The sequence below is a fragment of the Streptomyces sp. NPDC052107 genome (assembly GCF_040680215.1).
Classification (GTDB): Bacteria; Actinomycetota; Actinomycetes; order Streptomycetales; family Streptomycetaceae; genus Streptomyces.
In genome coordinates this window covers 1-5,230 of the sequence record NZ_JBFAWG010000194.1, presented here as the reverse complement: position 1 = coordinate 5,230, position 5,230 = coordinate 1, and the positions used below count along the sequence as shown (strand labels likewise).

At 72.8% G+C, this 5,230-nt stretch carries 7 protein-coding genes; all 7 read right to left on the bottom strand.

The window, feature by feature from the left end; genetic code table 11:
• Positions 1-350: lasso peptide biosynthesis B2 protein (locus AB0M27_RS46530; RefSeq protein ID WP_365732259.1), on the bottom strand; the 350-nt coding region annotated here is incomplete at its 3' end.
• Positions 347-643: a PqqD family protein gene (locus tag AB0M27_RS46525; RefSeq protein WP_365732258.1), complete on the bottom strand. Its 297-nt coding sequence runs from the start codon at positions 641-643 to the stop codon at positions 347-349. The genes AB0M27_RS46525 and AB0M27_RS46530, both read right to left, overlap by 4 nt.
• Positions 637-2,385, bottom strand: a complete 1,749-nt coding sequence (locus AB0M27_RS46520) for an asparagine synthase-related protein (protein ID WP_365732257.1) — start codon at positions 2,383-2,385, stop codon at positions 637-639. The genes AB0M27_RS46525 and AB0M27_RS46520 overlap by 7 nt, the downstream gene beginning before the upstream one ends.
• A gap of 97 nt (positions 2,386-2,482) precedes the next feature.
• Entirely contained in the window at positions 2,483-2,653 is a 171-nt protein-coding gene (locus AB0M27_RS46515; protein WP_365732256.1) for a hypothetical protein, read from the bottom strand.
• Between the two features lie 137 nt (positions 2,654-2,790).
• On the bottom strand, positions 2,791-3,981 hold the full coding sequence (locus tag AB0M27_RS46510) for a M20/M25/M40 family metallo-hydrolase (RefSeq protein ID WP_365732255.1): 1,191 nt from the start codon (positions 3,979-3,981) through the stop codon (positions 2,791-2,793).
• An 18-nt stretch (positions 3,982-3,999) separates the two neighbouring features.
• Positions 4,000-4,716: an XRE family transcriptional regulator gene (locus tag AB0M27_RS46505; RefSeq protein ID WP_365732254.1), complete on the bottom strand. Its 717-nt coding sequence runs from the start codon at positions 4,714-4,716 to the stop codon at positions 4,000-4,002.
• A 172-nt stretch (positions 4,717-4,888) separates the two neighbouring features.
• The coding region (locus tag AB0M27_RS46500; RefSeq protein WP_365732253.1) for a hypothetical protein at positions 4,889-5,230 on the bottom strand (342 nt) is incomplete at its 5' end.

The window sequence follows — 5,230 nt, the reverse complement described above, 5'->3', positions numbered from 1 at the left end:
CCGCCTGGGACCTCCGCCCAGGCGTGCGCGGCGTGGGGCAGGAACCGGGCGCCGAGCACCCAGCGGGCCTGGCGGCCGGTCAGCGCGGTCGCGATGACGGTAGCGAGACTGATCTCGGCGCACGCGATCCGACCCGGCCACCACGAGGGAATCACCACCTGCACCGCGGTGTAGAGGGCTTCGAGGCGGGCCAGACGCGCGTACGGCAGGCCGCGCAGCAGCCGCACGGCGGCGAGCCTCCAGCGCAGCGGCAACGGACTCACGGCCAGGGAGAGGGTCAGCGCGACGGCGGCCACCAACCGGTCGCGCCATGGAACGGCGGGCCGGGCGGTGGGGACCATGACCGTCATCGCCGCCACCACCTTCGCCGTGCTCGCCGGGGCCGGTCGGTGTCGACGAGCACGCCGGCGGCCACCAGTTCGTCGACGAACGCGGCAATCTGACCGCTGACCTGCTGGGGGTCCTGGCCGGTGGGGATGGCGATCTCATCGGCGAGTCCGGCGGTGCCACCGCGGACGGTGATGGCATGCCAGATCCGAGAGGCGTCCTGATCGAGCATCAGCCACGCCGCCCGCTTCACGTCGATCACCGCCGTGCCGTCCGGCCCCGTGTTGTGGTGAACGTGGCGGGCGGGGATCAGCACACCGCCACCTCCCTACTGGCCGTCTGGCCACTGAGCCACCAGCACGTCACGATCAACTGGTGCAGGTCGGCGATCACCGTCGCGCTCTGCCCCCGGGCCGCCTGCGCGAGCGAGGTACGGACGGCCGCGGGGTCGATCAGCCCGCCGGCCGCGAGCGGGCTGGAAGCGGTCAGCTCGTCGAGCCGATCCCGGTGCCGGGCGAGTCCGGCGATGCGCTGGGCGGTGAACGACCCTTTCGACCGGCGGGAGGTCAGCCAGTTAGGGAGCTCGGGCAGCGCGGCCCGCAGCAGCGGCTTGTAGGCCACCAGCCCGCGCCGGGCGAGGGCCGGCACGGCGAAGGCGGCGCGGACGACCTGGTTGTCCAGGTACGGGTACACCGGCCGGATGCCGAGCGCCTGACCGTACGGGGCCCAGCCGCGGGCCGAGGCGCCCACCGAGCGCAGGGCGGCCCACTGGTCGAACTCGTCCGCCAGCTCGGCCTGCTGGTCACCGGCGGCCTGGCGCAGCAGGGCTGCGACCTGGTGGTGGCCGTATCCGGTCAGCCAGGACGCCCCAGCCCCCAGCCGGCACCACGACCAGCCCGCCACAGCAGCCTCCGGCGTGACCGGCCCGCGCTCCAACACCTCGGCGGCGCGCATCAGGGAGCCGCTCCGGCCCAGTTCAGCGGCCTGCTTGAGGGCCTTCCAGTACGGGCCGGGTGCGGTGTTGCGGAGCCGGGCGAACGCCACGACCTGGCGATGGGCCTCGCGGCGCCGGCCGTCCTGGAGAAGGCGCACCCAGCAGGAGCTGGAGGCGTCCAGCACGATGTCCCCGCCGTGCCCGGTCAGGTGCAGCGGCAGCCCCCGCACCGGGTACAGATACGAGGCGTCCATGGCGTACATCGCCGCCTCCAGCACCGGCTCGGCCCCCGTCGGCTGCCCGGCCGGGAAGAAGAACGGCAACTGCTCGTCGGTGCCCACGTCGACCGTGTGCGCGATCCCGGTGTGCTCGGCCACGCGGGCGGCGAACGCCATGTCCTCCCCGCTGGTGTACCCGTCCGTGTAGGTCACCGCGTGCACGGTCCCGGCGGCGGCGGCCAGCACGACGGCCGCCGAGGAGTCCAGCCCGCCGGACAGATCCGCCCCCACCACCCCGCCGGCGGCACGGACCCGGTGCTGGACAGCCTCAGTGAGCGCCTGCCCGAACCGGTCGGCGCCCTCGCGGAGCTCGTCTACCGGTGTGATGCCGGAGACGTGGATGAGCTGCGGCGGCGCCCCCGGCGCGAGCAGCAGCCCGACCCCGCCGGGCACCATGCGGATCTCCTCGTACGGGCTACGGTGCGGCCAGTGGTGCTCACCCACCGTCAGCCGCGCCGCCAGCCAGGACAGATCCGGCACGAGCGGACGCCCCAGGAGGCGGGCCTCGGTCGCCCACGCCGCCCCTTCGTCGCCGCGCAGCGTGTAGTACACGGCCCGGATACCGGCCAGGTCTCCGCACACGAACCGCTGCCGCCCGTTGCCAGCGGCCACCCAGTACGAGCCCGGCCACCGAGTCAGTTCGCCCCACTGCCCCGCCCGTACCGCCGCAAGCGCGGCGTGAAGCTCCTGCTCGGTCACCGGGCAGTCGCCCACGACCGCGAGGGCAACCGACCCCTCGGCAACCGCCCGTACGCTCGAGCCCGGAGCCCGGCGCACGTCGCCGAGCCCGTCGATCGTCACTCCGTCCACGGCGTCCAGGCCGCCGGTCACCCATTCCTGTTCCATCCGTTCGCCTCCCCTTCCGTCAGCCCCTGTGACGTGCCCGAGGGCCGGCCGCAGGCGGCCGGCCCTCGGGGTACTCGGTTCAGGTCCTGCGGGCTGCTCAGCCCTCGAAGTAGTTCGACTTGTCCGAGTCGTTGAACGTCTGGCGGCCCAGGGTGAGGGTCGCCACCGGGTGGGTGCTGACCTGCGGCACGAAGCCGCCCGTGCTCGGCGCCGCGGCGGGGCTGTCCTCGACGGCGGGCTTCGTGGTGACGATGGTCTGCTCGGCCATGACCGGCCTCCCTTGTCCTCGGTGGATGTGAGGTGGTGCTGCCTCTATGTCACCGCGACCGAAGATCTGTTCCCAGAGACGGAGTTGGGGACTTGCTGGGAGCGGATCTGGGAGGAAGTTGGGACGTGCCTGGGACGTCAGCACCCAAGGAGGTCGAGCACAGCCCGCTGGTAGACGGCGTACACCGTGGGAAGTTCCGCGAGGTGGGCGCGCTCGTCGATGCCGTGCAGCCCCTCGTACGGCACCCCGAAACCGGCCGTGGCCCAGATGCCCTCCCCGGCGAGCAGGTTGCCGATGTTCGACGGCCCCGCAGTCTTTGCCTTGACCGCGAGCCCCGACTCGGCGGCGGCGCCCAGCAGGGCGGCGGCGGGCTGCTCGTCCTCGGTGAGGCGGAACGGCGGCCAGGCGGCGACCGGGGTGATCTCGGTGGGAGTCGGGGCGGGCAGCTCCGCGTCAAGCTCGGCGACAGCCTTGCGCACGAGGGTCTCGGCGTCGTGTGCGTCGAAGGCCGGCGTGGTGCGGACATCCACGTTGATGTCGACCCGGTCAGGGGTGACCGAGAAGCCCTGCCCGCCGTGGAAGGCGGTGACCGACAGCTTCGGCGCCAGCGGGAACCCCGAGCCTTCATCCACGCCGGGCAGGTCGGCCGTGTCCAGGAGCCGCACGAGGTGAGCGGCCCGGGAGATCGCGCCGACCACGGTCTTGCTGGAGCCGGAGTGCCCTGAGGGGGCGTGCACGGTGATCGTGGCCCGCCACAGGCCCCGCCCGCCGACCACGACCTCGTCCATGCCGGGGTAGCCGATCATCACTCCGGCGGGGCGGGCCGCGGCTTCGTCGGTGAGGTAGGCGCGGGCGCCGCCGAAACCGCCCGTGTGCTCGTCCACGTCCAGGAGCACGGCGAGCCCGCCATGCAGGTCAGCGGCGCGACCGTGGAGGTCGGCGGCGATGTGGCAGAACATCGCTGCGGCGAGCTTGGAGTCCGCCGAGCCCCGGCCGAGCAGCCAGCCGTCCACGATGTCGCCGGAGACCGGCGGGAACGACCAGGCGGACTCGTCGCCATACGGGGCAGTGTCCACACATGCGTCCAGGGCCCACCACGAACCTGGCCGGCCGCCGGGGATCTCCACGAGCAGCCCCACCAGAGCGCCCGCGTCGTCGTGCAGCCGGCGGTGCGGCAGTCCGCGGGCGGCGAGCCAGTCCTCCAGCACGCCCAAGACCGGCCCGTACTCGTCGATCCCGGCCCGGCTCGGCCGGCGGATCAGCTCGCTCGCCAGCTCCACCACGGACGCCGTGCGGGCCTCGGCCACCTGCTGAAGGTTCTCGCTCACGCCTCTCCCCACCACGTATCAGTTGTGCCGAACCGGCAGTGCACGGACGGCCTCGATCGTCTCCACCGGCCGCGCCGAGGCGCACGCCTCCCGGCCATGGTGGACCAGACCCACCGCCGCCTCGCGACTGAGTAGGACGCCGCAGTCGAACCCGTCCGCCCCGTGGAACGACGGCAGCGGCACCACCGCGGCGGTCTCGGAGGCGACGAAGAACCTCTCCAGCGCCTCCGCGGGTTCAACGAGCCCGATGTGGAGTGTCTTGACGCCGTTGCGGCGGGCGGACGGGTCGCGCAGCTCCAGCAGCCGCACCAGGTGGTCGGCGAGCGCCCGGTGCCGCGGCGGGCCGTACAGCACCCGGTAGTGGACCAGGTCCGGGTGCTGGGCCACCGCCGTCTCGATCGCCGCCAGATACGCCTTCTCCCGGGACCGGGAGCCGGTGACGACCAGTTGCTCGCGCGCCGAGGCGACAACGTCGACCATCGCCTCGATCAGATCCGTCCAGCGGGTGAGCACCTTGACGACCACGGCGGTGCCGGAGGTCTCCAGCACACTGGTGGCCGCACCGTCCTGATGGGCGAACAGCACCTCCGGGCGCTCGCGGTACAGCTGGCACAGCCCGGCCCGGTTCCGCTTGCCGGTGCGGCGCCGCCCGGACTCAAACGCGCTCAGCAGACTCGCATCCGCCGCCAGCCCGGTGATCGCGTTCAAGGCGTCGGCGGCCCCCTCCAGCGTCATGTTCCGCGCCAGCCTCGCCCGCTTGAGCGCCGAATCCCCACCACTTGCCGCGGCCATCGACGCCGCCCCCTCCCCATCCACCGGCGTGTACCCGGGAGTCTTCCCCGCCAGGGGCCGGTCCAGCGACGAGGCGGGCCGACGGTCTGCTGTCCCTGGCGAGGCGGGCAGATGCTCAGGTAGTCATGAGGCGGTGGTAGTCCTCGACCTGCTTCGCCAGGTCGTCTTCGGGGATGCCAGTGAAGGCGCTCATCTGGGCGTAGGACAGACCGGCCCGGCGTCCGACCAGCGTGAACTCGTAGAGGGCCTGGTTGATGCGGGCCCTGGCGTTGCCGAGGGAGGCCATGCCGAGCTCGACACCGTCGGCGGCCGGCAGCGTCCCTTCGATCTTCAGTTCCGCCATGTCGCGCACCGCACTGGTGATCAGGTAGGTCACGAAGCTCGGCATGTCGGAAGGGACATTGCCCGCCCAGGCCCGCTCGTGTGGTTCCGGGGAGGTGTCGGAAGCGTGCTGGGG